General features: G+C 47.5%; 19 protein-coding genes and 1 pseudogene. 14 read left to right on the top strand and 6 right to left on the bottom strand.

What is annotated here, in order from left to right; genetic code table 11:
• The first annotated feature begins 28 nt into the window (after positions 1-28).
• On the top strand, positions 29-3,319 hold the full coding sequence (locus tag HRE53_RS15900; protein WP_235107156.1) for a hybrid sensor histidine kinase/response regulator: 3,291 nt from the start codon (positions 29-31) through the stop codon (positions 3,317-3,319).
• A 19-nt stretch (positions 3,320-3,338) separates the two neighbouring features.
• Here HRE53_RS15900 and HRE53_RS15895 read toward each other — a convergent pair whose 3' ends face one another.
• Positions 3,339-4,961: an SUMF1/EgtB/PvdO family nonheme iron enzyme gene (locus HRE53_RS15895; protein ID WP_235107155.1), complete on the bottom strand. Its 1,623-nt coding sequence runs from the start codon at positions 4,959-4,961 to the stop codon at positions 3,339-3,341.
• Between the two features lie 124 nt (positions 4,962-5,085).
• On the bottom strand, positions 5,086-6,633 hold the full coding sequence (locus tag HRE53_RS15890; protein ID WP_235107154.1) for an SUMF1/EgtB/PvdO family nonheme iron enzyme: 1,548 nt from the start codon (positions 6,631-6,633) through the stop codon (positions 5,086-5,088).
• Positions 6,634-7,241: 608 nt separating this feature from the next.
• Here HRE53_RS15890 and HRE53_RS15885 point away from each other — a divergent pair.
• The 9 genes and pseudogenes from HRE53_RS15885 to HRE53_RS15845 all read left to right on the top strand — a co-directional run bounded on the left by HRE53_RS15885 (position 7,242) and on the right by HRE53_RS15845 (position 16,200).
• Positions 7,242-7,623, top strand: a pseudogene (locus tag HRE53_RS15885) (DUF2237 family protein).
• Between the two features lie 618 nt (positions 7,624-8,241).
• Positions 8,242-9,480, top strand: a complete 1,239-nt coding sequence (locus tag HRE53_RS15880; RefSeq protein WP_235106803.1) for an IS256 family transposase — start codon at positions 8,242-8,244, stop codon at positions 9,478-9,480.
• Positions 9,402-10,766, top strand: coding sequence for a hypothetical protein (locus HRE53_RS15875; protein ID WP_235107153.1), 1,365 nt, complete (start codon positions 9,402-9,404; stop codon positions 10,764-10,766). The genes HRE53_RS15880 and HRE53_RS15875 overlap by 79 nt, the downstream gene beginning before the upstream one ends.
• 246 nt (positions 10,767-11,012) lie before the next feature.
• Entirely contained in the window at positions 11,013-11,693 is a 681-nt protein-coding gene (locus tag HRE53_RS15870; RefSeq protein WP_235107152.1) for a phosphatase PAP2 family protein, read from the top strand.
• Between the two features lie 113 nt (positions 11,694-11,806).
• On the top strand, positions 11,807-12,256 hold the full coding sequence (ndk, locus tag HRE53_RS15865; RefSeq protein ID WP_212664291.1) for a nucleoside-diphosphate kinase: 450 nt from the start codon (positions 11,807-11,809) through the stop codon (positions 12,254-12,256).
• A 66-nt stretch (positions 12,257-12,322) separates the two neighbouring features.
• Positions 12,323-12,658: a hypothetical protein gene (locus HRE53_RS15860; protein WP_235107151.1), complete on the top strand. Its 336-nt coding sequence runs from the start codon at positions 12,323-12,325 to the stop codon at positions 12,656-12,658.
• A gap of 1,096 nt (positions 12,659-13,754) precedes the next feature.
• Positions 13,755-14,153, top strand: coding sequence for a DUF262 domain-containing protein (locus HRE53_RS15855; protein ID WP_235107150.1), 399 nt, complete (start codon positions 13,755-13,757; stop codon positions 14,151-14,153).
• Between the two features lie 102 nt (positions 14,154-14,255).
• Positions 14,256-14,861, top strand: coding sequence for a hypothetical protein (locus tag HRE53_RS15850; RefSeq protein WP_235107149.1), 606 nt, complete (start codon positions 14,256-14,258; stop codon positions 14,859-14,861).
• A gap of 760 nt (positions 14,862-15,621) precedes the next feature.
• Positions 15,622-16,200 carry a hypothetical protein gene (locus HRE53_RS15845; RefSeq protein WP_235107148.1) on the top strand — a complete coding sequence of 193 codons (579 nt, stop codon included), beginning with the start codon at positions 15,622-15,624 and terminating at the stop codon, positions 16,198-16,200.
• A 52-nt stretch (positions 16,201-16,252) separates the two neighbouring features.
• Here HRE53_RS15845 and HRE53_RS15840 read toward each other — a convergent pair whose 3' ends face one another.
• Positions 16,253-17,065: a TerC family protein gene (locus HRE53_RS15840; protein WP_212664282.1), complete on the bottom strand. Its 813-nt coding sequence runs from the start codon at positions 17,063-17,065 to the stop codon at positions 16,253-16,255.
• Positions 17,066-17,377: 312 nt separating this feature from the next.
• Here HRE53_RS15840 and psaM point away from each other — a divergent pair, with 312 nt between their 5' ends.
• From psaM to HRE53_RS15825, 3 genes are all read left to right on the top strand, one after another.
• Positions 17,378-17,473, top strand: a complete 96-nt coding sequence (gene psaM / locus HRE53_RS15835; protein ID WP_212664281.1) for a photosystem I reaction center subunit XII — start codon at positions 17,378-17,380, stop codon at positions 17,471-17,473.
• A 537-nt stretch (positions 17,474-18,010) separates the two neighbouring features.
• On the top strand, positions 18,011-18,403 hold the full coding sequence (locus HRE53_RS15830; protein WP_235107147.1) for a hypothetical protein: 393 nt from the start codon (positions 18,011-18,013) through the stop codon (positions 18,401-18,403).
• Positions 18,404-18,574: 171 nt separating this feature from the next.
• Positions 18,575-19,375, top strand: coding sequence for a response regulator transcription factor (locus tag HRE53_RS15825; RefSeq protein ID WP_235107146.1), 801 nt, complete (start codon positions 18,575-18,577; stop codon positions 19,373-19,375).
• Between the two features lie 114 nt (positions 19,376-19,489).
• Here HRE53_RS15825 and HRE53_RS15820 read toward each other — a convergent pair whose 3' ends face one another.
• A complete protein-coding gene (locus tag HRE53_RS15820; RefSeq protein WP_235107145.1) occupies positions 19,490-20,071 on the bottom strand; it encodes an SH3 domain-containing protein in 582 nt (193 codons plus the stop codon).
• A complete protein-coding gene (locus HRE53_RS15815) occupies positions 20,061-21,269 on the bottom strand; it encodes a serine/threonine-protein kinase (protein WP_235107144.1) in 1,209 nt (402 codons plus the stop codon). Before HRE53_RS15815 ends, HRE53_RS15820 begins: the two co-directional genes overlap by 11 nt.
• 264 nt (positions 21,270-21,533) lie before the next feature.
• Here HRE53_RS15815 and HRE53_RS15810 point away from each other — a divergent pair, with 264 nt between their 5' ends.
• Complete coding sequence (locus tag HRE53_RS15810) at positions 21,534-23,933, top strand: ATP-binding cassette domain-containing protein (protein WP_235107143.1); 2,400 nt, start codon at positions 21,534-21,536, stop codon at positions 23,931-23,933.
• A 61-nt stretch (positions 23,934-23,994) separates the two neighbouring features.
• On the opposite strand, the gene HRE53_RS15805 is transcribed toward HRE53_RS15810, so the two are convergent.
• Complete coding sequence (locus tag HRE53_RS15805; protein WP_235107142.1) at positions 23,995-24,750, bottom strand: ATP-binding cassette domain-containing protein; 756 nt, start codon at positions 24,748-24,750, stop codon at positions 23,995-23,997.
• Positions 24,751-24,800 lie beyond the last annotated feature (50 nt).

Raw genomic sequence — 24,800 nt, 5'->3', positions numbered from 1 at the left:
ATTAGCGACTCAATATCACCTGAGCACCATGGATAAAGAACAACAAGTCCAGTTCAAATTTCTCGAAGAAGCAGAAGATTGTTACGACAGGATTGAACGGGCTTTGCTGGGTCTAGCAGCAAACGTTGCTGAACCAGAGCAACTGGACGAAGCCCTCAGAGCCTCCCACACCGTTAAGGGGGGAGCGGCCATGATGGGGCTGATGGATCTGAGTAAAGTGGCCCACCGTCTAGAAGACTTCTTCAAAATCTTGCGGGTGCATCACGCCTCCAAAACCATCGAAACGGAGGTAGAGACCCTACTATTGCAGGGTTTAGATTGCTTGCGACAGGTGGGTGATCGCTATCGGCAAGGAGCCGAAATTGATGCAGCCTGGCTAGCAGAGCAAATTTATCCCGTCTTTGACCAACTGCAAGTTCATTTAGGGGATGTCACGGACGAGGACGAGACGGCGCTGCTCAACGGCGACGAGGATGAAACGGATCCGGCACTACTGATGTTTGAGGATGGTGTGGAAGCCGTTCTCGATCGGATTGAAGGCTATTTTGAGACCTTGCCTACCCCTCAGCTCGCTGCAGAGCTGGCCATGACGGCAGAAGAACTGGTGGCTTTTGGTCATATGGCGAATTTAGAGCCTTTTATTCAGCTCTGCCAATCCATCCAGGAACTGGCACCCCAAGTTATCCCCGAGCAAATTCCAGAGCTATCCACTGCCGCCCTCAAAACCTGGCGACGGTCCCATGCCTTGGTGCTGCGACGCAGCTTTGAGAAGCTGCCCCACCAGCTTCCGGACTTTACGCCCAATATCGCTTCCAGTCCTGAAATTGACTTTGAAAATGCCCTAGACTTAGTAGACTTGTCGGCTCTACAAGCAGACTTTGGCGCTATTGACATGCCCCCAGAGCTACCGACCATCCCCTTTGCGGAAGATCCAGCCGTGGCTGATTTAGCCGAAGCTCTAGCCATGGATCTGCCTAACCCCGAACTGCTAGAACCGGTCAATCTGGACGAGCTTTCTCTCAATGATCCGGCCATCGCCAACTTAGCCGATGCCTTATCCATTGAGTTACCCGCTGCTGACTTTGACATCCCGACAGAGATCCCTACAGATGACTTATTCAATACAACTGACTTTGACATCCCAGCGGAGATCCCTGCAGATGACCTATTAAATGCAGAGGCTCTCGTCAGTTTGCAAGACTCGATGGAGCTTGCAGATCTACAGGACGCATTTTCTATTGACACGGATCTCGGGGTTCCCCTACCTGATCCGGTCGAGAGTCCTGAGAATCCTGTTCCCACCATTAATCCGGCTGCAGAGAGTCCTATCCCTTCTGAACTGCCATTAACCCTTGAGAGTGCCGCTCAAATTCTGGAACAAGCCACGGCAAACCAGCCTGCCGCTGCACCGGCAGCAAAGCCGTTAAGTGGTAAAACCGTGCGGGTTCCGGTGGAACAACTGGAGCAATTTAATGCCCTGTTTGGAAAACTGATTCTAGAACGGAATACCGTCAATTTACGCTTTGAGCAGTTGCAAACCTATACCCAACTGATTCGACAGCGGATTCAACAATTAGAAGCATCCAATACCCAATTGCAGCAATGGTATGACCGAGCCTCCCTGGAAGGGATTGTCCCGGCAGAAGCAGCTGCCCCCGCTCAGCCCGAACAAATTGCCGAACCCCGGCCAGGACAATTTGATGCCCTAGAAATGGACCAATATACCGACTTACACCTGATTGCCCAAGACCAAATTGAAACGATTGTCCAACTGCAAGAGGTGGGCTCAGATATTAACTTGACCCTGCAAGACATGGGTCAGGCCGTTCGAGACATTAACCAAACCACCCGCTCGTTGCAGACCAATGTCACCCGCACCCAGATGGTGCCCTTTAGAGAGATCGTCAAGCGATTCCCACGGGTGATTCGGGATTTGAGCGTTCAGTTCAATAAGCCCGTGAACTTGGTCATGGAAGGGGATGCCACCCTGATTGATCGGTCCGTGCTTGAATCCCTAGGGGATGCCCTCAACCACCTGTTGCGGAATGCCTTTGACCATGGGATTGGCAGTCAAGAGCGTCGGCTGTCCATTGGCAAAGCACCCGAAGGCAAGATTACGATTAAAGCCCGGAACCGAGGAGCCCAAACCGTCATCACCATTAGCGATGATGGAGCTGGCATCCGATTGGATAAGGTGCGCAATCGCCTGCAATCCATGGGACTCACCGAATCAGAAGTCTTGCAGATGTCGGATCAGGACTTACTGGACTGTATCTTTGAACCCGGCTTTAGTACTGCTGACCAAGTGACTGAGATTTCAGGTCGAGGTGTGGGCATGGATGTGGTGCGAACCAACCTCCGGGACATCCGAGGCGATATTTATGTAAACACCGAACGCAGTGTCGGCACCACCTTTACGATTACGGTCCCCTATACCCTTTCGATTCTGCGAGTCATGCTCTTGGAGCATTCTGGCTTAATTTTTGCAGTGCCCGTAGACAACATCCGCGAACTGCTGCGCATAGAGGCAGACCAACTCCACACGATTGAACAGACTCAAAAATTGACCTGGCAGGATCAGTCCATTCCAGTGATGAATTTGGCGAGGCACTGGGCATTTAGCCAAACCCGCAAATTCTCCGAAATGTTGGGAACACCCGTTATTAATCAACCCACGGTTCTAGTGGTTGGCGAAGAATCCACTGTGGGCGGCCTGGAAATTGAGCGATTCTGGGGGGAACAAGAAGTCACGATTCGCAACATCGACAGCCCCTTACCCATGCCGCCTGGATTCGTTAGCTCTACGGTATTAGGGGATGGCCGGGTCGTCCCGATTATTGATCCATTGCCTGTGCTCAAATGGTGCCTAGAGCGCGAACAATCCGGTCTAATCGCAGCATCGGTGGAACCAGTGTCCCAAGCCAGCCAAGGCAATACGGTCCTCGTGGTGGATGACTCGGTTAATGTTCGTCGCTTCCTAGCCATGACCCTGGAAAAAGCAGGCTATCTAGTTGAGCAGGCCAGGGATGGTCAAGAAGCCGTTGATAAGCTGGAAAGTGGCTTAACGGTGCAGGCAGTCGTCTGTGACATTGAAATGCCGAGGCTGGATGGCTACGGTGTCCTCGAAGAAGTCAAAGGCCAGCGCCGATTTGAAGATTTACCCATTGTCATGCTCACCTCCCGTAGTCATGAGAAACACCGCAAAGTCGCCATGAACTTAGGGGCGTCAGCCTATTTCTCTAAACCGTTTAACGAGCAGGAATTACTAGATACCCTAGCCGGATTTATCGACCAGAAGACACCGGAATTAGTCGGTTAACTGGGTCTCAAATCGGCCCCTAAATATCCTTTAAGTCTTGGCACACCACTCTCAGGCCATAGGAGTTCTGGAAATTGCTGGGCAATGAGCGATAGCGAAACGCTGACCGGCAGGCATGGGGGCCATCGTACCAAGATCCCCCGCGTCGAACCCGGTGAGATCGCAGATCATCTTGCTTCACCCAAGCCGATCCATCCGTGGGTGCTCCTTTATAGGTGTCATGCCAATGATCTTGGCACCATTCCCAGACTTGACCATGCATGTCGTAGAGGCCCAATGTATTAGGGGCAAACTGGCCTACAGGAGTGGTGGCCTTTCTAAAGGTGCCACGAGGGCCGCGACCATAGGTATAGTTGCCGTCGTAGTTGGCTATCTCTGTGGTTAAGGTTGCACCGACGCAAAACGGAGAACTCGTCCCGGCGCGGGCGGCAAATTCCCATTCGGCCTCGCTGGGTAAGCGATATTCCTGCCCCGTGAGTTCCGAAAGTTTCTGGCAAAATTCCGTGGCGGCTTCCCAGCTCACTCGTTCGACAGGACGATTCGCCCCCTGAAACTTCGATGGATTCTCACCCATTACCGCTTGCCACTGGGCTTGGGTAATGGGGTATTTGCCCATAAAAAAGGTGGGCACTATCACCTGATGTTGGGGGCCTTCGCTTTTTTGGCGATTGGCTTCCGCCGCCGGAGAGCCCATGCTAAACCGTCCCCCAGGGATATAGACCATATCCAGGGACTGATCTTCTTTCAGATCTTGGCGATAATACTGGGCAGACTGACGGCTTCGTTTTTGGATCTGGCCTGTTGCATTGACGCCAACCACTTCAAAGGCAAACCGGGACAGTCCGGGCAGGGTCTTCTGTTCGGGTGGCTCCTCCGTGGTCTCTTTTTCCGTGGGTTCAGAAGGAGGTTGTTCAGGGTTTTCAGGTTGCTCCGCAGTGAGGGGCCTGTACTTATTACCCAGGCCAAAAGCTGCGATCGCAGTATTGATCGGTATCCCCAAATTCAGACCATCCTTAATCCGCACTTGCTGTAAGCGCTGCCCCGCCGCCCGACCATGGATACCAATGAGGCGACCTTCACGATCCAATACGGGGCCGCCGCTCATGCCTGCTTTGGTAACGGCGGTATAGGAGAACCCATAGCCATCCTCAAATTCACCAATGGAGGCCACTTCTCCCCGAGTCAGGGTCATGGTGGAAACGGAAATGGCCTGATCGGCTAGGGGATAGCCCCCGACGTAGATGTCATCCAAAATGCCCAGGTCTTTAAACTTGCCGATGTCTGTGACTCGATAGTTGTTGTTGGTCGTGAAGGTTGCGATCGCAATATCCGCTTTGGCATCCACCTGCATCAACTGGGTGTTGAGGAGATGGGTTTCACCGTCATAGGTTTCCACATAAGCTTCCTCGCCCCGGTTGGAGTTTTTGATCACATGGGCCGCCGTCAGCACGGTGTAGATATTGTCATTCCGCTTGATTAACACTCCTGACCCCGAAGGCCCTTGGGTCATAATGCGAACGGTAATGCGGCGGGCAATTTGGCGAATATCCCGCACCGACTTCGCTAAAGACCATGGGGAAGAAGCCAAACTAAGAACAGCAGTCCCCCCGAACCACAAAAACTGACGTCGCTTAATGCCCATTCCAACCTATATCAATACTCTGCAAAACCCTTATTCCTACTGTATCCGCTCTATTTGGGAATGTCTCGGATTAGGAGGGTTATACAAGCTATTTAATAGTAGTCAGAAGTAATCGCTCAGTCCTCTAAGCCCCTGGCTTCAAAGCTGGTAAGACAACTCGTAAACCAAAGGACCCCGTGTAGGCGTAGGGATAGGAACGGTAGCGAAACGCAGATCGGCAGGCATGGGGGCTGTCATACCAAGATCCCCCTCGCCGCACTCGGCGCATTTTCGGATCACCCTTTTCCAGCCAAGCCGTGCCATCCGTAGGCGCACCTTCATAGGTTTCATGCCAATGGTCTAGACACCATTCCCACACCTGACCATGCATATTGAACAGCCCAAAGGCATTCCCGGCCAATTGATCTACGGCAACAGTCTTCTTTCTGAAGGTGCCCTTGGGACCTTTGTCATAGGCGTAATTGCCGTCGTAATTGGCCAGATCGGTGGTGATGGTCTTGCCAAAGTGAAACGGGGTATTGGTGCCCGCTCGGGCAGCATATTCCCATTCCGCTTCGCTGGGTAAGCGATATTCCTGCCCTGTCGCCAAAGATAACTTTTGGCAGAACTCTTCCGCTAAAAACCAACTCACTTGATCGACGGGATGATTAGCGCCCTGAAATTTAGAGGGATTGTCCCCCATCATGGCCTGCCATTGGGTTTGGGTAATAGGATATTTCCCCATAAAAAACCCAGGGACATCCACGATATGTTTTGGGTCTTCGTTTTTCCCGCGATGGGTCTCGGTCACGGGGGAGCCCATCGTAAACTGTCCCCCGGGAATAGACACCATCTCCAGGGCCACTCCCTCCACCAAGGGTTGGCGATAGTATTGGGCCGACTGTTGGGTCCGTTTACGCACCTGGCCTTTGTCATTCACCCCCAACACTTCAAAGGTGAAGCTCACCAAAGGAGATTCTTCCTCTGGCGGTTCAGTCTCAGGGGGTTGAGGCTCTGGTTCAGACTCCGGTTCAGGCGGTGGAGCCACCGTTGGGGCAAGCTTCTCCAAACCAAATACCTCGATGGCCGTATCGATGGGAATCCCCAGATTTAAACCATCCTTGAGCCGAAACTGTTTTAACCGCTGTCCTGCAGCTCGGCCATGAATCCCCACGAGTTGGCCTGCCTGATTTAAGATGGGGCCGCCGCTCATCCCCGCCTTGGTCACCGCCGTATAGGAAAACCCATAGCCATCCTCAAACGGGCCAATAGAAGCCACTTCTCCCCGAGTCAGGGTAATCGTAGAAATGGATATACCCTGATCGGCAAAGGGATACCCGCCCACATAAATCTCATCCAAAATATCGAGGGCTTTAAATTGACCAATATCCGTCACACCATAGGTTTTGTTGCTATAGAACGTTGCGATCGCAAGATCTAAATTAGAGCCAGTTCGCATCGATTGAGTATCCAGCAAGTGATTCTCACCATCATTCGTCATGGCATAGGCTTCTTCCCCGCGATTGGAATTTTTAATCACATGGGCCGCCGTCAGTACCGTATAGACTGGCCCTTTCTTTTGAATCAAAATCCCCGAGCCAGACGGCCCTTGAGTCAGCACCTTAACGGTGATCTGACGGGCAATTTTGCGGATATCATCAACGGATTTAGCGGAGGATTTGGAGGAGACCACGAGGCTGAGAAAAACGGTGCCCCCAAGAAGTAAAAACTGTCTGCGCTGCATTCCCATACCGATTGCTAGATGCCTGTTTCTCGATCACTTCTGTAAGGGCAAGCACCCTAAGCGGCTTGATAGATTCACCCTTGCGGAACACTCACCCTGCAAGTATCTTTCGTGACTCATCCTGCAAATATCTCCCCCCGCAACCAAGACTGAGTCGTCTTTTTTTAGATGAGTCAAATAGGTTGACTTCAAGAAAAAATCTTACTCAATAAATATTACATAAATAAAATAATCAAATACTCCTCTACTAAACCATTCAGCTTTTTACTGAATAACTGGCTTCGATACTAAAAGCCAAAGATATTATCATCACTTGAGAGTAGTGATCAAAAGCTATTAAGAAACGGCTCAATATAAATCAAAGATAGAAGAGAGTATATAACTAAATTTTTTTCTAATGTCGTTACTTATTTATCAGCCTATTTTAAGATTTTTATGCATTCACCATTTTTCGAATCTTTCCTAAAGCCTAAGCGTTGAACTTTTTACCATAGAAGAGGAGACCTGCTATGGTTTGTCTTATCAGGGCCGTTGGAGCGACGTGAATGACGGAAGTTATGAAGACAGAAGCCACAAATGTATTGGGAGATCCCTTACAGATTTGCTGTACTTCACCCATGACAGGATTTTATCGGGATGGTAAGTGCAATACCGGTGCAGGAGATATGGGGGGCCCATATTGTCTGTGCCCAAGTCACCCCAGAGTTTTTGGCCTATACCAAGGCCCAAGGCAATGATTTAAGTAGCCCTGCTCCCATCTATGGATTTCCTGGGCTCAAACCAGGTGACTGTTGGTGTTTATGTGCGGCACGCTGGCAGCAGGCCCTAGAAGCAGGAGTGGCGCCGCCTGTGAAGTTAGCCGCCACCCATGTCATGGCCTTGGAGCATGTCTCCCTCAAGGATCTAAAACAACATGCCGTTGATACTGAAGACGGCTAAGGTGATTTCTTGAGAAGAAGTTCCGTACTAAATTGGGCACGGTTCAACTTTTACGCGATCAGGGCAACAATTTTAAAATTAAGTAAGTCCCTAAAATCTATGCCTGATAAGAGTTCCATTTTATTTCATTAATTTGGCAGTGTTGCCCTGGCTTGGATAATGCCGACTGTTCTGCCAAAAACAAGATCAAAATGATGTGTGGGTTTGTGTCAGTAGAACCTTTACCATCAGCGTGACTGTATGAGATTTTTTGAAATAGCTCTACTTGTTTGCTTGCTTCTCACCATCTTGAGCCGTTTCTGGTTGATGCGACAGGGCTTCCGTCAAGTTCAGGGTGAGCCTCAGGATTTATCAAGAACCAAGCATGGTCATGGGCAGAAGTACCTGCTACTCATTACACTCGTCGTACTAGCACTGCATCTATCCATTGAAGGGTATCGCTGGCAAATGGTCCCTTCGTACTTGTTCACGGTATTTTTTTTGATATCGAGATTGAGAAGCACATCGGTATCTAAGCGTGATGGAAGACAGCCTCAAGCCAGAAACACGAAAAAAATCGAGACTGATCAGAGTTTTGTGTAAGCGGTCTAGAATCCAAACACACCAGGAGACCGCATCATGTCTAGAAAGAAACAAGTACCCAATCGAGTTGATGAGCTATTGGATGAACTCATTGGAGAGAATCCACAGCCAGAGGATATTCTGGGCGAATCAGGACTGCTCAAACAACTCAGCAAACGCCTAGTGGAACGAGCCTTGGCAGGTGAATTGACTCATCACCTGCATCAATCCTCCGTCGATGAGCGTTCTCATGGCCCTAGAAACAGTCGCAATGGTTACTCGAAAAAGACCGTCCAGACTGAACAAGGAGAGATGGACCTATCGATTCCTCGCGACCGTTGCAGTGAGTTTGAGCCTGTCCTCGTGCCCAAAGGCCAGCGACGTATCGCGGGACTCGACGAGAAAATCATCGCCTTATATGCTCGTGGCATGACCACTCGTGATATTCGAGCTCAATTGGTGGAGCTGTATGGGGCCAATATCTCTGAGGGTCTGATTAGTGACGTCACCAATAGTGTCATGGAGGAGGTTAAAGACTGGCGCTCAAGACCATTGGATGAGGTGTATCCGATTGTCTATCTCGATGCCCTGTATGTGAACATCAAAGTCAATGGCCAAGTCAGCAAGCGAGCCGTCTATGTCGCGCTAGCGGTAACTGTGGAGGGAAACAAAGAGCTGTTGGGATTATGGATAGGGGCTGCCGAGCGGGAGGGAGCAAAATTCTGGCTTTCAGTGCTCACAGACCTTAAAAACCGAGGCGCTCAGGATATCTTGATTGCTTGCTGTGATGGTCTCAAAGGCTTTCCCCAGGCGATTGAATCGGTCTATCCCGATACTCAAGTTCAAGTTTGTATCGTTCATCTCATTCGCAATAGTTTGCGCCATGTGCCTTGGAAGGAAAGTCGAGCCGTAGCTGCAGACCTCAAGCCCATTTATCAAGCGGCCACTTTGGAGGAATCTGAGGCTGCCTTGGATGCGTTTGCCAACAAATGGGACCAGACGTATCCTGGCATCAGCCAAATCTGGATACGGCATTGGGATAATATTGCTCCGTTGTTTAAGTACCCAATGGCCATCCGAAAGGTTATCTACACCACTAATGCCATTGAGTCGCTCAATCGCTCACTGCGAAAGGTGATTAAGACCAAAGCTGTCTTCCCGAATGAAGAGTCTGTCTACAAATTGATGTTTCTGGCGATGAGGAATATCTCGAAGAGATGGACCAGACCGATTTTGAATTGGAAGGCGGCGCTGTCCCATTTTGCTATTCTGTTCCCAACACGATTCAACTATTGAATACGTTACGGCTTACACAAAAATCTAAACACTCTCAAAAAATCCTGTACTATCTTGGAATCATCTTCAGCGCCCTGTTCCTAGCCATTGCCGCGCTTCTACCTGCCATCCTCCCCGTGTTCACTCTGCCTCAGCCCAGCGGTCAGTATAAGGTTGGCATCACAGAATACAGTTGGCTCGATTCATCTAGACCTGAAACGTTCACCCAGACACCTGAGGATAAACGCAACCTTCAATTGCAAGTTTGGTATCCAGCCGCAGAAACAAACCACGGACGCACAAAGCCCTACTGGAGGGATTCGCAGATCAAAGGGCCGTTGCTGAGTGGTGCACTAGGGTTACCTCCCTTTTTGTTCAATCACCTCAATCGCGTTAAGACATACTCTTACCCGGATGCAACCCTCGCTGAGCGCACAACGCCATATCCAGTTATTTTGTTCTCCCACGGCTACAACGGCTTTGTTGATCAAAATACGGTGCAGATGGAAACTTTAGCCAGCCACGGTTATGTGGTTGCCTCCATTGCCCATCCCTACGAAACATTGGCAACGATTTATCCCAATCGTGATGTGGTGACCTTTAACAAAAAATGGAATCAACGGATGATGGCAGAAATGTTGTCTGCCTTACCCTTGTTTGACAAGATACTTGCTGCTGAGGACAAGGGAGAGCAAGCGCGTTTAACCCGTGACATCTTAGATGAAATGCCCCTATGGCAGCAAAGTCTAGATTTATGGACCGCTGACACTCGATTTGTCTTGGATGAGCTACCTCTTCTTAACGCAACCGATCCACGTTTTGCGCACAAACTTGATTTAGATCGCATTGGCGTAATGGGTATGTCCTTTGGTGGGGCGACGGCAGGGCAGGTCTGCCAACTTGATGCCCGTTGCAAGGCAGGGGTAAATCTGGATGGTTTGCAATTTGGCAAGTTACTAGGGGGTGAGCCATTGGCTCAGCCGTTTATGGTCATGGAGAGTGCTTCTAGCAGTGGATTGAATGACTTTATGCTGAGCCGTCTAGGCAATGTTCATTACCGCGTTAAGGTCAGGCAATCAACACATACCAACTTCAGTGACTTTAGCTTGAGTGCGCCGATTTTTAGCAGTGATTTGTTGCAGGGCCTCGGGCTTCTGGGAACGATTGACGGGCAGCAAATGACGACCTTAATCAGTGATTACTTGGTTGCCTTTTTTAATAGGCATTTGCAGGGAAAAGAGGCCCCGTTGTTAGAGGAGGTTGCGGTCAAATCCCCCCAAACAACGCTAACGATGTATACGCCTTGAGCCATTGGGAGCTGGTGGTTACGGAGAACTGTCGCTCCGACTTTTCAGCAAAACAGGAACGGTACACTATCTGTGAAGACATCCTCATTCATCCAATTTAGTACGGAACTTCTGTTCAAGAAATCACCTAAAGGGAGCACCCTTTCATAAACATCCATTAAACCGACGTTAAGGTATATAACGTACAGTTGATCTTGTAGGCTGTATTCCTTTTGTCTGCTACATTGACGTCGTTTTAATCTCTTTATGTTGAAATCGTGGCAGTGGTTGATTCAACTAGGCCAATCGTTCCGTTCGCCCTGGCAGCGCTTGGGAATGGTAGCGACGGCATTAGCCTTGGGTATTTTTGTTGCGATCGCAACCCTGCTCCCCCAAATAGAAGCCCTAGACACCCAGATTTTGCTAGCCATTCACAACCTCCATACGCCGATATTGGATCGGTTAATGGTGCTAGTGACCTATCTAGGTGAGCCCCTGATTCTATTCCCGTTTACCTTGGGCATGGGAGGGATATTGCTGTGGCAAAAACGACGCCAGGAAGCCTTAGGCTTCGTAATCGCGATTGGGGGCTCTTTGGGATTGAATATTTGGCTCAAAGAGCTATTTGCCCGTCATCGTCCTGCCCTCTGGGACCAAATTTTGCACGTGCCCTTCTATAGTTTTCCCAGCGGCCATGCCATGGTCTCCTTAGTCTTCTATGCCGTACTGATCTATGGACTCATTCGCCAGTTTCGCTCCTTCCATCTGCTGATGGTGGCCGTGGGCACGAGCCTGATTGCCACCATTGGGTTTAGTCGGCTTTATATTGGCGTTCATTGGCCCACAGACGTGGTAGCTGGATATGCCGCAGGCTTAGTCTGGTTAGCCATCTGCTTCATCTCCCAATCCTTACTATTGGCTAGGCAGAGGGAGGCCATAACCGATTGACCGCGAGCATCATTGAGGCGATATCCTTTGATGAGGGTTTCCCTACCTTTACAAATGCCGCATCTTTTCTGAGCATAGATAAGGATGTAAACCCTGAAGGGAGTCTTAATTCTGTGGAACGAACATTTTTGGCTGTAAAACCAGACGGCGTCCAGCGAGGTCTGGTGGGGGAAATTATTGGCCGTTACGAAGCCAAAGGGTTTACGTTAGTGGGTCTAAAGCTGATGGTCGTCAGCCGGGAGTTAGCCGAACAACATTACGGCGAGCATAAAGAAAAGCCCTTCTTTGGTGGCTTAGTTGACTTCATTACCTCTGGCCCCGTTGTGGCAATGGTCTGGGAAGGCAAAGGCGTTGTTGCTGCGGCCCGCAAAGTCATCGGCGCAACCAATCCCCTCAGCTCTGAACCAGGAACCATTCGCGGCGATTTTGGTATCGATATTGGCCGCAATATCATTCACGGTTCTGACGCAGTCGAAACAGCTCAGCGCGAAATCAGCCTGTGGTTTAAGCCCGAAGAATTAGCAGATTGGTCTCCCACATTAACCTCCTGGATTTACGAATAACTCCGCCTTGCACTCATCTCATCTAGAGGTGAGTGCTCGGTCTAGCTCACAAACTGTGGTATGTGAATGGCAACCCTTGCAGATGTTTTAATTCGTCTATTTAAAGCCCAAGATATTCCCTGTGCCGTGGTCGAGGGTTGGGTGTTGCCCAATGGTCAAGCGCCTGCCATTCGGGGGGATTTGGCATCCTCCCAGAGCCAGGGCCAGTATAACTGCCAGACTGCGTTTTCCATAGTCAATTCTTTCATGATTCAAACAGAAACTCATGTTATCAGCCACATTGATCAGGAGGAGCCGCAAGTGTGCTGGTTCCTTGGTATTATTTATTTGTTTGAAAGCGTCTGGACTCCAATCTTGCCATTCCTTGTTCCCGCCAGCTGGAGTGGTTTTCTACTCAGATGAAAACGCTCATGGTGGGCTCCCAGACATTGCGTGTGAGTTCCTGAATAAGGCCTTTACCATATCAGATTGTATGTTTGATTCCTTTTATACTGTTGCGTTTAGTTTCAGATTTGTTTCAACATAACATCAAAAATAAACTTCATTCTTCAATTTCTGCAACTGAATATTACATTTGGTGGAGATATCTGAAGAACATCCTGGAGCGACAGATAATATTAGTGTTTTTGCTGGTCACACGAGGTTTCTATTACCCAGACGCAGGCATCTTCTTTGGCAACTTGGTTGTGTGTGTGCATTCAGCGGGGTCTAATAAGTTGATGCGTAGATCATTTGAGCTATCTGTGAGCTTTAAACTTAGGAAAAACATAAAGTGTATTTCAGACCACAAGCTCCTCAGGGCAGAGCGCCAGGTGCTGAGCTGGGCAGCTTTGTGTTTTTCTGAGATAGAGAGGGCTGAAACTGGGACTCAGCCTTTTTACAAATAAATCATTGGCAAATCAAAAGATCAGATCCTTTTCCATGGACATTTGGATATATGGCATTTTGTTTACTATATGTTTTAAAGGACTTTGAGAACAATATGGAAGCATTCCATTTTTTATTGCACAGCTGATGTAACTTTCTGGACTCACTGGTTAGTTTGTATCCTTTTCATATTCATAAACCTCTTTTTTTGTAGGGCAGTGCCAAACCCTTTGGGTGACCTTGAGAAAAAGCATCAGGGTGTAATGACAGTGAAGGGATGAACCCCTGACAACGTGATATTCCAGACTTTGTTTGGGACTGCTTTCCACATCAGCGATTGTTTTCTTCCAGCATGGTGATTCAAATCTGCTTACATGTCATTATATATGGTGACTCTCAAGATTCCGGACAAGCCTGAAGCGAAATACCTGAAGCGAAGGTTATCAGAGATGCTAATGTAGAGATAGCTTGGCTTTGAGACATAAACTACTTCTCAATTTATTTCATGTCAGGAGGAAATTTGCCTCCTAAATATAGTTAGATGGCAAGAGCATTTTATGTAGGTAATGTGCCATCAATTTTGATTGGTGCCCTAAAATACTAACAAATCAGTATTGTATAAGAAGCTTTAATGAGCAACCCACTTACAATTAGGAAATTAATAGAGAGAGTCTGCTCTGGGGATATTCGAATTCCTGCATTTCAGAGAGATTACGTTTGGGAACATGATCAAGTCGCATTTCTAATTGATAGTATTTATAAAGGATTTCCCATAGGAACAATATTTCTATGGAAAACAGATAACAGGCTTAAATTTGAGAAAAAGTTAGGTCAATTTTCTCTTCCAGAGCCAAGAAGAGATTATCCAGTTAACTATGTTCTTGATGGACAACAAAGAATCACATCAATATTTACAGTATTTCAAAATGAATTACAAGAAGTAGACACTAGCTTAGTAAATATATATTTTGATATGGAGGCAGATGAATCCAATCAGGAATCTTGTTTTTTTAGCATTAGAAAATCCTGAAAAACTTGAAGGCCGCCATTTCCCCATAAATACTCTATTTGATCCTGTGCAGTATAGAAAATGTACAAGTGATTTAAATGATGAAAAAAATCAAAAAAGTTGATGAACTTCAAACTAGATTTAAAGAATATATTCTATCTAATGAGGTTTTTTGAGTCAGATGATAGAAATGCTGTAGCAATCGTGTTTGAAAGAATTAATAGAGCAGGTACTGAGTTAAATAAGTTTGATCTTTTATCTGCTTGGAGTTGGTCGGAAGAGTTTAACCTTAAAGAAAAATTTGAAAGTCTAGATCTAGAGCTAGAAAGTTATGGCTATGCAAATTTGTCAAGCGATAAAGATTTGCAACTAAAGATATGTTCAGCAATTATAAATGGAGAAACAACACCTGCAGCAATTTTACATTTATCTGGAAATGAGGTTAGAGGAAGGTTCAAAGAAGTTATCAGTGGAATCAAAGGAGCAATTGATTTTTTAAGAAACGAACTTTTAGTCTATTCATTTGAAATACTTCCTTACCCTGCCTTACTTATACCTCTTGCAACATATTTTGCAACAACCAAAACTGATGGTGAAAAATATACTGATCGTCAACGAGAAAAGATAACACAATGGTTTTGGATCTCAGTATTTAGCAAAAGATACTCTTCTGATGTTAATAATCGACAGAGGAAAGATATTTTAGACTTATTAGCAATAAAAAAATGATGAAAACCATATTTTAACCGTTTCACCTCAAGAGCTTAGGATCAATTTTAATGTCGATAAATTTTCAAAGTCAATACATACAAAAGCACTCATTTTACTATTGGCTCAAAATAATCCAATCTCTCTAGTCAGTGGTACTACTGTTAATTTAGATAAAGTTCTAAAATCTGTAAATAAAAATGAATTTCACCATATATTTCCAAAAAAAATATCTAGAGAATAATGGCTATGAAAGTAGTTTTATTAACGTCCTCTCAAATTTCTGTTTCTTATCGAAAGGAGATAATATTAAAATTTTAGCTAAGGCACCGGGTGAATATTCTAACTTAATTTCACAACAACGCAGAGATGAAATTCTTAGAAAATCCTATATTCCAGTTGATTTCAATAAATTGTCTTATGAGAATTTTATTGAGACCAGGACTAAAATGTTAACTGCTGCTGCACACCGTCTTATGAGACTTGAATAAGTAAATTAATAGGGCACTTCACGTCCTGATCTGTAGTCTAACCCAACAATGGAGCGGACGGAATCAATCTTCTAGTTTCTCTTTTTATATTATCGCTAACGCCGCTCATCGTCTGCTGTTAGGCAGCAGTAACGAAAGGGTGCGATGCAAGTTTTCCGCGACCAAGTCGCTTCATTTAGAGCTGTTGAGCTTGCCGGAAACTGATATGAGACGCTTCAGTCAAACATCTAAACAGCAGCCCTTCTATCTAAAGGTGATGTGGGTGTGTAGTTGGGGGGTTGATCGGCCTGATGGCGTTTTGTATCACCCAAGGGATTCTGATTCAGCACATACCCCTCACTCAGCCTGCTCCGTTGGTGGGAGCATCTGCGATCGCACTCCACAATGCCGACGACCAAAAGCAGCTGTATGTGTTCTCTCAGATGTTAGGGCGCATCCAAGTTTTCGATACCAATGGCACGTTTCAAACCAGCATTGCCACCCCCACCATTAAGGGAGGGCTGACGCTTTGTGGTGGGGGAGAGCATCCAATGCTTTTAGTCACGCCCTATTTCAAAAAGCCGTTCTACAAACTGCAACAAGGGAAATTCATCTGGATTGACGATCAACCACTCCCCAGGTTTTGCCAGACATCTAAACCCCAAACCACTGCCATTGGCCCATATCGCTACAGACTAAAAGAGTGGCCGAGGCGCATCACCTATCGTCAGATTAACCAACGCCAAGAGGATGTCTTAATTTCAGACGGTTGGTGGCTGACCCTCTCCAGCTCATTTCCCGTCATTCTGGGGGTTGGCCTGACTGGAGGCGGCTTACAAATCTTGGGATATCTGCTCGTCTACTCTCGCTATCAGCCAAGGAAGCACTGACTATTTACAGTCAAAGTCTAAGGGCTGTAATAGATCGAAGCAGGCGACAAACCTAAATCTGCTCATTCGCAGCTTGAGGCTTAGGATCCGGTTGAGATAGATCCCGGACTTCTTGAATAAAATCGCTAACTTCATTGGCCAATTCAGGTCGATCCGCATCCACCTCTAATGGGTTGTGAAATTCTGGATCGTCGGGGTTGCGTTTTTTGGAAAATCCCCAAGCAAAGATCAAAGCAATCGCCAGAATCATCGACCATTGGGGGGGCACAAAATCATCATTAATAACTTTGAGCAGTAGCCGGAATCCCACCAATACAACCGTTAAATATCCAGCATCCTGCAGATGGACATACTCTTCCAGCCACTTAATAAAGAGCCCCGCCATAAATCGGAGGGTGATAATACCAAAAATACCGCCCGTCAGCACCAACCAGCGCTCATCCGATAGGGCAATCGCAGTGGTGACGCTATCGAGGGAAAAAGCCAGGTCTGTGACGGCAATTACTGGAATGGCCTGCCAGAGAGAGGCAAACTTAGGGCCATGATGATGATTCTCATCATCTTCTCTGAAGAAATACTGAAACGCCAGCCATAACAAGTAGCAAGCGCCCAAAAGCTCAAATTGCCAAAACCGAATCACCCAGGTTGCCGTAAAAATCAGCAGCATCCGCATGGCGAAGGCTGCCAACAAGCCAATATTTAAAGCACGGCTCTGAAGCTCTTCATCCTCCAGTCCTTTGACCAATGCCGCTAATGCGATCGCATTATCAGCTGACAGCACGGCCTCTAAGGCAATCAAAATAAAAATAATGAGTGCGGTGTCGAGACTGACCTGGGGAGAGAGTTCAAACAACGGGTCTAGCATCTGGCAATCAATGAGGGACTGGGTTTAGGGAGCGGGATTTAGTAGCAAATCCTACAGTCTCTATGGTATTCAACGTAACGCTAAAGTGAACGTTTCTGCACACTATATTAAGCATTGCGATCCAGACCTAAGACCGATTTTCACGGATATTAGATATGACCTTTGTCAGGGCTCGAACCTCGCGAGAAGCGGCTTCCTTCTATCATTGGGGCCAATGATGAATGTTGAGTGATGTAACAATCTATTTTCCTGATGCATGAAGGAGCAGACATTGTAGACTAATAAAAATGGGAATAATGGAGTTTGATATTCATGGAACTATCAGATCTACAAATTGTGATCGCCCTTGTTGTGGCATTGCTACCTGCATTGCTAGCACTCAATCTTGGCACTGCCCTTTCCAAGTAAGCATGCCAATCACAGGTCTGGCTTCCTTATGATGTGGTCTTAGCCACTGATCAAATAAGGCATCCAGTATCATTAAAATCAACATACAAAGCAAGTGCTTTACCTTGAGTAAGGCACTATTTTTTTGTTTAATCGTCTAATAGCTGATGGCAATTTTGCTGGAGGTTTTCCGTATCCCATTCATCGACTTACATAACCAGTCGCGGGAGAAAATTTACCCCAACAGCCGAATTCTACAAAAAACTAAAGATTTCTATCCAATTGATTTACATTTTTTCGTTTTATTCGCTACACTAGCCACACACTGAGCCAATTTTGCGTGCATCACGTTATTTTTGGAGCTGGCAAAACCAACGAGTCCCCACCTAAGGGAAAGTCCGGTTTTTGATTTTGGTGTTCCCTGTTTTAGAAGGCAAACGTTAACCTAACAGCCTATTTAGGTTGTTTCTTCTGTCTTTGCCGTTTTTAAAACGCCGCTAATTGATTGGCATTGGTGTAAATCAGTTCGTCATACTGCCTTATAAAGGCCAACAAAATATGAGTGCATTATCCCAGCCAAAACCTGACCCCCGCCCCACCCGCAAAATGAAGCAGAGATCGGCAAGAAAACGCCATCCTCGCAAAAGTTCTAAATTTGCTGCTCGGACCACCGAAACCGCAACAATCTTGGGGGTCAACGTTCTTTTGATTGGGACCTGTCTCTACACCCTCAGTAACATGCTGCCTCACCAGCTCACCCAAGAAGCCAAATTACAGGAAATCAAAGGGGAAGTGAGCCGGACCTCTGCACAGGTTGAAGCCCTCAAGCACTCCCATGAGCAGAGCCTAGTTCCGGAAGTGTCCCGGCGCATGTCAGAAGAACATGGCCATCTCATTCGTAAGAACAAGCGCAATCTGGTGTGGATTAAACCCACTAAGAACCAGCCCTAACCCCTCTCTTACCCTTAATCGATTCAAGCATTCAAGCAGGCCCAATCTTTGGTGGACCTGCTTTTTTATGGGTCAGAATTGCATTGTGCGGAATGTTCGTAACTACAGTTACCAAAACCTTAAAATTTATCTGCTAACGTTGGGGTAACAAAATGCAGGACCCTAAATTCCGTGGACTCACTCCACATCTTAATAGTTGAGGCTAATCCTCACTTGCGATCTCTTCTGGGTTGGCATCTACAGCAAGTAGGCTACTTTATTCATCTCAGCGCTAGTATTAAGCAGGCCCAGGCTGCCTATCAACAGCATCAACCTGATCTGGTTATTGTTGACTCTGAATTACCAGATGGTTTGGGTCAGGAACTCTGTCGATGGCTACAGCGCCAGAAGCATCCTCTGATTTTGATGTTGTCGGCTCAAACAACTGAAGCCGATGTGGTATCTGGATTAAAGGCAGGCGCAGATGATTATGTGGGTAAGCCTTTTGGCATGCAAGAGTTTTTGGCTCGAATTTCGGCATTGAGCCGCCGCAGCCGTCTCAGCCTGCCCACACAAATTTCTTTTGGAGCGTTGAGGATTGATTTGATCCAGCGGCGCGTTCACTACCATAACGAGCTAGTGGATCTCACTCCCCAGGAATTTAGCTTGCTCTATGTCTTAGTCCAAGCAGAAGGGGCCGCCCTCAGCCGAGTCGAACTCTTGCAAAGAGCCTGGCCAGAAAGTATCGACAATCCACGGACAGTAGATACTCATATTTTGTCCCTCCGCAAAAAGATTGAACAAGACCCCCAACAACCTCAGCTCATTCAAACTGTACGGAATGTGGGTTACCGCCTCAATCTAAGCTATCTGATGGATGCAAATCCATCGCGTCGCTCTGATGCCTCTCAGATTCCCCCTTCATCCAATCGTTTTGTGGCAGATGGAGCCACTACTAGCCACATGCCTATCCCCAGAGCCCAATCGGGTTAAGGAGAGTGGCAGGCTGCCCAATCTGCTGTTCTTCGGGTGAATAGAACATAAAGGATACAGCGGTGGGCTCTCAAACCTTGTCCCTCACAATCACTCCCTCGCGCTGCCCTCAACTCAGTCGTCAAGATTACAATCCCAGCAGAAGCCAACTTTGCCTTTCTTGCCACTCACCGTCAGGCTAGTGGCACTGGTTTGAACTTTAACCGCTGGCACACCATCGATCGCCACTTTTGGCTCAGTCGTAATGGTGGTAGAGATGCCATCAGACCATCGAATTTGATAGGTGCCCGCTTTGTTATCCGCAATCGTACATGGGTCGTTGACAATATGTTTCCGATCATTAGCCAGGAAGGTGCAATAGCCCCGGCGTGAGCGTCGAAACACAGGCAGTTTTCGATATTGTGGCCGCTTGTATAGAGGCAGTTTGAAGATTGGCCTTGGCCGCACGGAGCGCACCTTTTTGAGCGTATTCACGCCAGCATCAACATCAACCAAATGAGACGCAATCCAACCTTCCGTAGTCGTCTTGGGGGCAAAGATCTGGTACCACAGATATCCATCTGCGTTGTAGGCACTTTTGAGTACCTGAACCCGATCTCCAGGTCGGGCTTTCCCCACGACTCCCTGCTGAGTCCCGACACCCAAGCGAATGTTTTTGGCCCCCGGTCGACCCATGACAGTGGCATTAGTTGGCATAGATACGGCGGGCTGACGGAGAGGATCTTCTGGGATAGGGGGGCTGGGCGATAGAAGGACTGAGAGTCTGAGGTGGCGAAGAAACCATAGGGTCACTCTCCTCAGGGGTATCTTGATAGGCTGCTAAAAACTGAGGTAAATGTTGAGCGGCCAAGGTAGAAGTGCCCAAAACGGTCAAGCCAATTAATCCCCCTGTGACAATGGGTTTATACCATTCTTTGGGCTTAGGTACAGGAGATGCAGGTTGACTGATTTGAGTCGCATATTGGCCGGCAAGCTGAGATGCCTGAACCGCATCAGTCGGCAGAGTCGAAATGGCCGTCGGAATCGGCTGAAAGCTAGCGACTGAGGCATCAGAAGAGGCATGGAATTGCAACGCTTGTAGCATCTCCTCAGCCGTTGGGAAGCGGTCATGGGCATGGGTCTGCGTGGCTTGATCGATCACTGCCATAAACCCAGGACTGAGTCCAGGAACCAAATGGTGCCAAAGATATTGCCCCGTTGCCAGATCAGTATCCAGTTCCTGGGGCATATGGCCCGTCAGTAAATAAATCGCCGTCACCCCTAAACTGTAGAGATCACTGGCATCCACAGGCTGTCCAGTGATTTGCTCTGCAGGCATAAAGCCAGGTGTTCCCACAACCACAGAAACGCTAGACATTTCAGCCTGATCTGCCCCCATCGTTTCTTTCACCGCACCAAAGTCGATTAAGACCGGCTTTCCATCTTGCCAGCGCAGAATAATATTGTCTGGTTTAATATCGCGATGCAAAAGGTTGGCGGCATGAATATCACTCAAGACCTTGAGGAGGCTGATCAAGATCTTCTGCACCGCATTTTCACTGAGTAACCCTTCTTTTTGGATTTTGGCGATGAGGGTATCTCCTTCAATCCATTCCTCCACCAGGTAAAAAACGTTCTTTTCTACAAATTGTGCATAGAGGGTAGGAATTTGATCACTTCTGCCACCGAGTGATTCTAAAATGACCGCTTCACGCTCAAACCGTTCTTGCACTAGTGTATTAATGTGGGCATCTTCCTCGATGGGCTTGAGCTGTTTTACGACACATTTTCGCTGGGAAGGAAGTAGGGTATCAATGGCTAAATAGGTTGTTCCAAAACCACCCTCACTCAGAATTCTAGTAATGCGATAACGGTCTCCTAGAAGTGATAATGGTTGGTCAGGAGAGTCAAGCATAAGGATCCCACCAATAGCTTAGTCTTTGTATAAACACATCAAAATAGCAGTTCGAACTTGATAGTTTAGGGGTCCAAACTATCGACCTATCTCAGACGTTAACCTCTTTCAAACATATTAATTTACTGAGATAATTTTCAATTTTTTTCGAGTGGATAATAGCTATTATTACGATTTGAACTAGTTTGCGATAGATTCTGAAGATTTTCTTCAAGAAGTGATATTTTTTGATGAAAAATGAGTCTCCATTAATCGTTATTTAAAATGACAGATCTTCAGCAGTCCTTTGTTGAACTTAAGAGTCGAGGTCAGGTTAAACGTTTCTTATTAAATCAAGAAGAACATCGATTAGGTCGAGATCCCCAGTGGGCCGATTTTGTCTTGCCCAATGAGGGGTGGGAGGCATTATCCAGTCGTCATGCTGTATTCCGTCGCCAGGGTACTCACTATCGAATTTATGATGGTGACGGATTGACCAAAGCCAGTACCAATGGGATTTTTACCGAGCATAGACGCATCACCACCCAAACAGGGTATTTGCTCGATCAACCCAAGCAGTTCCAAATTGGCCTAGATCCGCGCAATCTCATTGTCCTGACCTATCTAGAGCCGGGTCAGGACAGGGGCAGTGCCATCTTCAGCAAATTAAAGCTGAATTTACTCAACTTACAAGAATGGCCAGTGGAACTGGGAAGTGATGTGGGCCAACGCTACGCAGCCATGGCGTTACCGTCTCCTACAGTTTCCCGCCATCATGCCTCCATTAGCCATGAAGCCAATCAGTTTGTCCTCCGAGACCACAGCACCAATGGGACGTTCGTTAATCATCAGCGCTTGGACGCAGCCTATACCCTCAAAGAGCGTGACACCATCCAAATCGGCCCCTACACGTTGTTATGGCATCAGGGAGTCCTGGAGTTAGTCGATAGCGGAGATCAAATCCGGATTGACGCCCATCAGCTCTTGCGCAAAGTCCCCACAGGTAAAGGGGAGAAAGTGATTCTCAATCAGGTGTCCTTGGCCATTGAGCCTAAACAGCTGGTGGCTTTTGTGGGGGGCAGTGGCGCTGGCAAATCTACGTTAATGAAAACGCTACTGGGCATTGAACCGCTCACCTCCGGGCAAGTCTTGCTGAATGGAGATGATATCCGGCAACACTTTGACCGATATCGTTCAGAAATCGGCTATGTGCCTCAAGATGATATTGTCCATCAGAATTTGACCGTCATGGAGGTGTTGACCTATGCCTGTCAATTACGATTACCGCCCCACACCGATAGTGCCAAAACTGTGGCTCAAGCCCTGCAGCAGGTACAGCTCAGCCATGTGAGCCAGGAGCTAGTGCAAAATTTGAGTGGAGGTCAACGGAAACGGGTCAGTATTGCAGTTGAGTTATTGGCCAATCCGAAACTCTTTTTTCTGGATGAGCCCACCTCTGGACTAGATCCAGGGTTGGACAAGACCATGATGAATTTGCTGAGGGAACTATCGGATCAAGGGCGCACCATTATCTTGGTCACCCATGCCACTTCTAACCTAGAGGTTTGTGACCATATTGCCTTTATGGGGCAAGGGGGGCATTTATGTTTCTTTGGGCCTCCCAAGGAAGCTTTGACGTTTTTCCAGATGCCCTCTGCAGATTTCAAATACTTTTCTGATATTTACATCGAGCTGGGTAAGGGAGACGTCGGCTCCCATCAGAATCAGGCGGTTGAATTTTGGTCTGGTAAATTTCTGCAATCTGACACCTATCAAAAATATGTGCAGAGGGTACTCAGTGGTGGAGAACCGAGTGGGATGGGTTTGATGAAAAGCTCTCTCCGACAAGGCGCAGACCCCTGGTGGCAAGGGTGGGTATTGAGTCAACGGTATCTCACACTGGTCTTGCGGGAGCACTATAGTTTGATCCTGCTGTTATTCACAGCGCCCGTGGGAATTGGGTTGATTACCTTTGCTTTGCAAGATCGTAATTCCTTGGTGGTCTTAGCCAATGCCAATGATCCGATGCAGGCCCCTCTCGCTTTACGAGTGTTGTTTATTTTTACTTGTGCAGCCATGTGGGTTGGCTTTTCTAGTACGTCTCAGACCATTGTTCAAGAGGCCCAAATCTACGCCCGTGAACGATTGGTCAATTTAAGATTATGGTCTTACCTAGGCTCTAAGGTGCTGATTCATGCAGCTCTGGCTATCGTCCAAGTCATCCTGGTGTTGGGAGTAATTCAGTTAAGTTTTAACGCTCCTGAACCCTCCTTAATTGGCTGGGGCCTGGGATGTGGCATCACAACTTATCTCACCTTGTTTGCCAGCTTGAGCTTTGGACTGATGGTTTCAGCATTTGTGAATACCTCTATTCAGGCAGCTAGTGCCTTGCCCCTGATCCTGATTCCCCAAATTGTGTTCTCAGGGGTGTTGTTTGACTTGGAGGGGATCGCCCGGTTTCTGTCTTGGCTTATGATTAGTCGCTGGTCCGTGGGGGCTTACGGCGCTTTGGTGGATGTGAATGCCATGGTCCCTAAAGGTTTGTCTACATCCCTCTTCCAAGTCTCCAAAGTTTACGATCCCACTTGGGCAAATCTCAGTTTGAACTGGGAAATGCTCTGCTTGTTGAGCGTGGTGTATCTCAGCATCACCATCTGGAAGCAACAGTCCAAAGACCGACAGTAAAGGGGCAATAGGAAATGGGCGGCACTGCCCTATGTTCAAATTTAATCTTGGGGAAATTGGGCTACTCCCAATCATCCTGTTCCGCTTGAGCAGTCAATTCAGCTTTGATGTCTGCCCAATCTATCTCACTCATGGGGGCATCTAAAATGAGTTTGCCTTGGTGCAGCCAGAGGATGCGATCGCAGATCTGATTCAGAAATTCATATTGGTGACTCGCAATCACTAAAGTCATCGTACTGGCTGTTAAAGCTTTGATCACACGATCGATGGTGCCTGGATCCAGCGCTGAGGTAGGTTCATCCAATAGGCAAAGTTTGGGTTCCGTCACACAGGCACGGGCCAAGCTCACTAGCTGTCGTTGTCCAACTGACAACTGAAGTTCTGTCGAGGTTAGCCAGGCTTCAGGAATGCCCAGCCGCTGCCGCCAAGTCTGCACTCGGCTAGCGATGTCCTGATCTGGCAGGTCTTGCAATTGCAAAGGATAGGCGAGCGCCTCTTGAACGGTCATGCCTAGAAGCTTAGGCTCTTGAGGCACCAGCATTAGCTGCTGCCGTAAAGACAAGACGGGCCAATCGGGTAACGGCTGTTGTTCAAATAGGATCTGACCAGCCGTCGGACTACTGAGGCGATTAAGCAGACGCAATAGCGTTGTTTTACCGGAGCCAGAAGCCCCAATAATGCCAATGCGTTCACCGGTGAAAACGTCCAAAGCAATATTTTGGAGTAAATATTGATTACCCAACTCAGTCACGACATCAATCTGTTGAAGCTGGAGTTGAGGCTGTCTAGATTTAGATAGGCTATCGTCTGGGGTCACAAGCAGTCCTATCTTGCTAATGTACTTTCCTTATTTTGAACGGCAATGCT

This window comes from Acaryochloris sp. 'Moss Beach' (assembly GCF_021497025.1).
Lineage (GTDB): Bacteria > Cyanobacteriota > Cyanobacteriia > Thermosynechococcales > Thermosynechococcaceae > Acaryochloris > Acaryochloris marina_A.
This window is presented reverse-complemented; position numbering and strand designations above follow the sequence as displayed.

Coding starts and splice junctions, on each gene's coding strand:
- HRE53_RS15900 (WP_235107156.1), top strand. CDS start 29: ATGGATAAAGAACAACAAGTCCAGTTCAAATTTCTCGAAGAAGCAGAA.
- HRE53_RS15895 (WP_235107155.1), bottom strand. CDS start 4,961: ATGGGCATTAAGCGACGTCAGTTTTTGTGGTTCGGGGGGACTGCTGTT.
- HRE53_RS15880 (WP_235106803.1), top strand. CDS start 8,242: ATGTCTAGAAAGAAACAAGTACCCAATCGAGTTGATGAGCTATTGGAT.
- HRE53_RS15875 (WP_235107153.1), top strand. CDS start 9,402: ATGGACCAGACCGATTTTGAATTGGAAGGCGGCGCTGTCCCATTTTGC.
- HRE53_RS15870 (WP_235107152.1), top strand. CDS start 11,013: ATGTTGAAATCGTGGCAGTGGTTGATTCAACTAGGCCAATCGTTCCGT.
- HRE53_RS15860 (WP_235107151.1), top strand. CDS start 12,323: ATGGCAACCCTTGCAGATGTTTTAATTCGTCTATTTAAAGCCCAAGAT.
- HRE53_RS15855 (WP_235107150.1), top strand. CDS start 13,755: ATGAGCAACCCACTTACAATTAGGAAATTAATAGAGAGAGTCTGCTCT.
- HRE53_RS15850 (WP_235107149.1), top strand. CDS start 14,256: ATGAACTTCAAACTAGATTTAAAGAATATATTCTATCTAATGAGGTTT.
- HRE53_RS15845 (WP_235107148.1), top strand. CDS start 15,622: ATGGCGTTTTGTATCACCCAAGGGATTCTGATTCAGCACATACCCCTC.
- HRE53_RS15840 (WP_212664282.1), bottom strand. CDS start 17,065: ATGCTAGACCCGTTGTTTGAACTCTCTCCCCAGGTCAGTCTCGACACC.
- psaM (WP_212664281.1), top strand. CDS start 17,378: ATGGAACTATCAGATCTACAAATTGTGATCGCCCTTGTTGTGGCATTG.
- HRE53_RS15830 (WP_235107147.1), top strand. CDS start 18,011: ATGAGTGCATTATCCCAGCCAAAACCTGACCCCCGCCCCACCCGCAAA.
- HRE53_RS15820 (WP_235107145.1), bottom strand. CDS start 20,071: ATGCCAACTAATGCCACTGTCATGGGTCGACCGGGGGCCAAAAACATT.
- HRE53_RS15815 (WP_235107144.1), bottom strand. CDS start 21,269: ATGCTTGACTCTCCTGACCAACCATTATCACTTCTAGGAGACCGTTAT.
- HRE53_RS15810 (WP_235107143.1), top strand. CDS start 21,534: ATGACAGATCTTCAGCAGTCCTTTGTTGAACTTAAGAGTCGAGGTCAG.